Raw genomic sequence first — 4647 nt, 5'->3', positions numbered from 1 at the left:
TCCACATAGCGTTCAAACATAAAGGTCGTGTCATAGGACCCGTAGCGTTCATGGCCCCAAAAGATGAACGCAGTCATTCCATCAGGCCCCAGGCGTTCATAGATCCAGTCCTCGGATAACAGCGGTAATCCAGCATCCCCAGAGCATTGAACAGGTAGATTTCTTTGGGAGTTCCCAGCAGGAGCGAATAGGTTTCATACACCTGTTCCTTGGGCTGGGTGATAATTGCTTTCATAAAGACTGGAATCAGCCAACTGCCGCCATAGCGTTCATATAGTTCATCGGCCAGTGCTTGTAGTCGTGTATCCGGGTTTCGAATCAAGGAGGCGGTCAGAATCAAAGCCGGAATCTTCTCCATTTCCTTTGGCTTTACTTTATAGAGCCCCAGTCCTTGGGAAATGTGCCATGTAGTGCATTTGTCACCATCATAAAAGGGGGTGTGCTTGAGATGGCCGATCCGTTCCGCATTTTCCGCCAGAAAACGGTACACCTCCAACATCTTGGGGGAGGCTTTGCCCAGCATCAAATGAAAACAGAAATTCATCTGTTCCACCTGTCCCTCTTCCAGCGGTTTTGTATCCGCCTCATCCAACAGCAGGGAGAGGGTTTTCAGGATGACTGGGGCAATCTGCTCCGATACACAATCCGAGCAGGCATCCGACATGATATGGCTGCCCATCCATTTGCCCTTGACCAGCTTGGCCCACAGTGGGGCAGCAGGGGCATACTCCAGCTGCGCCAAAGCCTTTTGAGCAGCCGTTTTGCACTTGCCCTTTTCTGTATTCACAAGCTGGAGAAACAGTTCGCCGTTTGCTTCCTCTTTGCCCAGCGCCAAAATGGCCTGTTCTCGCTTTACACCCTTGGGAGGCAGTTGTTCTAAAGTCATCGTAGTATTCATAGCGTCTCATCCTCGTTCATAAGTTGTCCCTGCACCTCTCTGGGCAGGTCGTTCCACAAAATATCGTATGTAAAATCCCGAATCTCCGGGTAACACTCCCGTGCGGTCTTTCCGCAATATCTCTATTCAGGTAGTGCATCTCTTGGTGGAAAAACCAGTTGAGTTTTTCCATCAGCCGATAGAGTCGGATTTGTTCTTCTTGGGTCATGGGATTGCTCCTCCTATTTCAACTTCAGCACAAATCCCCAGATACTCACCACAATCAGGAGGACACCCAGCAGAAAGAAAACCACACGCCGGTATCCTCTGCTGTGTCGATGAGCATCCCGCGTACCAGTGGGGTCGCAGAGCCAGTTCCAGTTGCGGATCGCCCCAATTAAAATCACGGCCCCGATGAGCACCGAGGCAATGTACCAATGCTCTTGCAAAAATGCTGTGATCTGTTCACTGTTCATTTACAGATACCCCCCTTTTTTTACATCATCGGGAGTTTCCTTTCGGATGATTTCCTCCCGCTCTTTTAAATCCAGCTCCAGAGCTTTTTCCTCCTCCAGATATTCCTCGCAGTCCCGAACCAGCTTTTGAGCGGCTGGGGCATCCGGGGCCAGGGCCAGCCAGCATTTTGCGTATTCATAGGCGGTGGCTGCGGAGCGGTATGCCATCAGGCAAGAATAGCCCATCCGGGAGTTCCAGTAAGGGTCGTTCTCTCCCTGGGTGCGGACGGACTCCAGCAGATCAATGGCGTGTCGGATGAGATCCCCGTCCACTTCACCGTCGGTCCCATGCACTCCATGATCTCCCAGAACCGCCAGATTGCTGTAAGCCCGACTCAGCTTGACGGTCAGCAAATAGCCCCGCTCCTGTTCCGGGATAGCTTCGATGGCCTGGATGCACTGGGAATACTCGTCCTTGCTATTCCACTGTTCGAGTTGCTCCAGCAGCTCTATTTCTTCTGTCCGATTCATCGTTTCACCGCCTTTTCTGTGTTATCCCTTGCCTTTTTGAAGTGTCCACTGCTCGCCAGGTGTTGACCACACAGGTGAAGATCTGACCACAGTGCTTGCACCGAATCATGTGAGCCATAATTTCGTCTGCCCATCCATCCTCAGTCTTTACCTCCTCCAGCGGGCAGGTGGACTCCTCTGCCATCAGTTCAAATTGGCCTTGTCCACCAACTGCTGAATATAAGCAATACAGGCCAGGTAGTCCTTGGGCGCATCAAATTTTCTCCATGTTTGAATGTTTCGGTAGTGCTCACACATATAGCAGCGTCTCCTCTCAGGTCTGCTGATGCTGCATGGATATGATTTGGCAGTCTGGACAGAATTCCACATAGAGCGTGCCCTCCGCACAGTCAAACACCGTATCCCACTGAATCTGCGCCAGATACTTCATGGGCTTACCGCAGTGAGGACAGGTCGTATATTCCGCGTCCTGTACCCAGTTGGCAAAGCCACCCACCGTGTTCACATCCTGGCAGGCCGCACCGTAAAACAGGGGCACGGGCGCTTCGCCCAGCACAAAGGGATTTTCCGTGAGGGCCTTGTAGTCCTCGGGACTGACATAGCAATCCGTTTTCTCCGCCCCTTCAAAGAACTCGGAGGGAAAGACTTCCACGCCGCCATCCAGGGTAAAACTGTTAAAGGCTGGACCTTTCAAGAATCCCACACAGTTGGGGCAGCAGGTGGCAGTCAGAATACCATCCAACCCCAGAAATTTCAGCCGCTCATCCCGGCCATCCAGCACCAGCATGTCCACCATGCGTCCGCCACAGTGGGGGCATGTGTCCTCCCGTGCCCGGCCAATGCGGACGGGAGATTTCTCGCTGGTGGTTCCTTTGACCATAGGATAGCAGGTATCGAAGTTGAGCTGGATTTTCTGGCCCTCCTTGTCGAAGGTCCAGCCTCCGATCTGCGCATAGCTGGATGGGTCTACATAGAGGCCCTTGCGCCAGGGCCGGGGATTTCGCTCCAGCTCCAGCAGAGTCTCCATTGCCTTGTCATCTCCTTGCATAGCAAGGCAACTCATCAGGTTGGAGGCCGCGCTGAAATATTCTGCGGACAACAGCGCATGGATCAGACCATCCCGCACATCGGCGGGAGCATGATAATAGATCTCACAGGGCCAGAACACCTCTGCGGCCAGTGCCACTCGCTGAATCTCCGGGGTGATGGCATCATGGTAGCCAAGCAGCTGCCAAAAGTCGGCGAACTCTGGGTCCTCCATATCAGCCAGCCTCTGGATGTTCTGTATCAAGTTTCTTTGTTTTTCGACAATTTGTTCCGGCATCCAGGCCAGAGCAGCTTGCCGTTCTTGCTCGCACTTACATTTCCAACACAATCCCTCATAACCCAATGGGGTTCCACAGCTGGGGCAGGTATATTTCAGACTCATGTTCTCATACTCCTTTCAGGCAATAAAAAAGCCCCACGCCGCACTGTCATAAAGACAGGCTGACGCAGGACATGAAGAAGCCGCGTGAAGGAGCCGCATCCACCAGCAGATGTAGTTTCTTCAACAACCAAAATATTTTTTTCGTATCTTAAAGCAGCAAATTGCTGTCCAATATATTGTTCATAGCGGCACCATTTGTTCTGAGCGTAGTTTTATATCTTATTATATCACAGCACCCCTTCAATGAAAATATTTTGTTGGAAATGCTAATGAAAAATTTTTGTGAATTTGTTAAGGCGCAGGGGCTGTTATCTCCATAGTGTCTGGATGGATCAGAGTGATTACTTTTCCCTGATGCAAGGCATAGTTGACTGTCTGTGCTGTACCTGAGCGCAGCTTTTTCTGATTATCAAACACACCGATAAGGTACTCTGCATGATCGACCATATCATGATCGACCATATAATAATTTCTTTTTTATAACTGGAAACATCCGCAGAGTGTGAAATAACAATAGAATCGTTTGCGTTTTGGATCAGCTTTTCAATCTATGTTTACTCTGATCCGGCCATTTAGAGTCATAGCCGATGAAGGGAACTACAACGATAATTTTAATATAAAAGTCAATATGCTTCATCCGGTTCGGTAGGTGCTGCGGTAATATCGCGGTAGAAAGTAGCCCATGCAGCTTCCTCATAGGGGTGTACAAAAAGAAGCCAATGCTCAATGGAATTGTCAGCAGAAGAACAAGAGAAATCGCCAGAGCCTCTGAACCGGTGAAATATTTGAGAACCAGAAAACCCTCGGCATACAGTGGCACCGAACAGAGCAGCTCCCAGCCAATGAAGCTGAAATCCAGACAGAACAGCCGCCATTTGTTGCCATTCATGATCCGCCGGGATTCTGTGATCGCTTCATTTGCGGTCAGCGAAGGATGCTCGGACATGATGTAAGGTGTCATCGCATAGCTGTATGTTTTCACGATTCCCGGAATCACCAACAGCAGCGACCAGAGGGCGATGTACAGACCCTGCAGGAATTTCATGCAGAAGCCATCCCACAGACGGTCTTCTGAGAGAACAAGTCCGAGATGGCAGCATCATTTCCATCTACAAGGTTCAGATTAAAATGAGCATATCCCAGTTGAACTGCACCGCCCACGATCAGTTGGAGGACTGCCCACAGAACAATGCCGGCAAGCAGAACAGCAAGCAGCCGACCGCCGTTGGGCTGGGAGAACAGTTCAAAATGGATGTCCTTTGCCTGATTGGAATTGGATACGGCACTGTTGGAACTGCTCACAATGGTAGCACCGAGCGCACTGGCGGCAATACCTGTCCACACGAGATCTCATC

Annotated in this window: 6 protein-coding genes; 1 reads left to right on the top strand and 5 read right to left on the bottom strand. The window is 50.7% G+C overall.

Annotated elements, in window-relative coordinates:
• Positions 1 to 73: 73 nt before the first annotated feature.
• From DXV50_RS09445 to DXV50_RS10155, 5 genes are all read right to left on the bottom strand, one after another.
• Positions 74 to 898, bottom strand: a complete 825-nt coding sequence (locus tag DXV50_RS09445; protein ID WP_198666487.1) for a hypothetical protein — start codon at positions 896 to 898, stop codon at positions 74 to 76.
• Positions 899 to 1119: 221 nt separating this feature from the next.
• Positions 1120 to 1353, bottom strand: a complete 234-nt coding sequence (locus DXV50_RS09435; RefSeq protein WP_002576934.1) for an immunity 17 family protein — start codon at positions 1351 to 1353, stop codon at positions 1120 to 1122.
• Positions 1354 to 1863 (bottom strand): hypothetical protein, encoded by a 510-nt coding sequence (locus tag DXV50_RS09430; RefSeq protein WP_008982526.1) that lies wholly within the window; start codon positions 1861 to 1863, stop codon positions 1354 to 1356. It abuts the gene before it with no gap.
• A gap of 313 nt (positions 1864 to 2176) precedes the next feature.
• The gene (locus DXV50_RS09420) at positions 2177 to 3292 is read right to left on the bottom strand and encodes a hypothetical protein (RefSeq protein ID WP_113993109.1); all 1116 of its coding nucleotides are present in this window, start codon (positions 3290 to 3292) and stop codon (positions 2177 to 2179) included.
• Positions 3293 to 3827: 535 nt separating this feature from the next.
• The gene (locus tag DXV50_RS10155) at positions 3828 to 4337 is read right to left on the bottom strand and encodes a DUF975 family protein (protein ID WP_198666486.1); all 510 of its coding nucleotides are present in this window, start codon (positions 4335 to 4337) and stop codon (positions 3828 to 3830) included.
• A gap of 83 nt (positions 4338 to 4420) precedes the next feature.
• Between DXV50_RS10155 and DXV50_RS09915 the strand changes: the two genes are divergently transcribed.
• On the top strand, positions 4421 to 4647 hold a 227-nt coding region (locus DXV50_RS09915), incomplete at its 3' end, for a hypothetical protein (RefSeq protein ID WP_232817529.1).

Origin of the sequence: Paratractidigestivibacter faecalis (assembly GCF_003416765.1) — a bacterium.
GTDB classification, from domain to species: domain Bacteria; phylum Actinomycetota; class Coriobacteriia; order Coriobacteriales; family Atopobiaceae; genus Paratractidigestivibacter; species Paratractidigestivibacter faecalis.
This window is presented reverse-complemented; position numbering and strand designations above follow the sequence as displayed.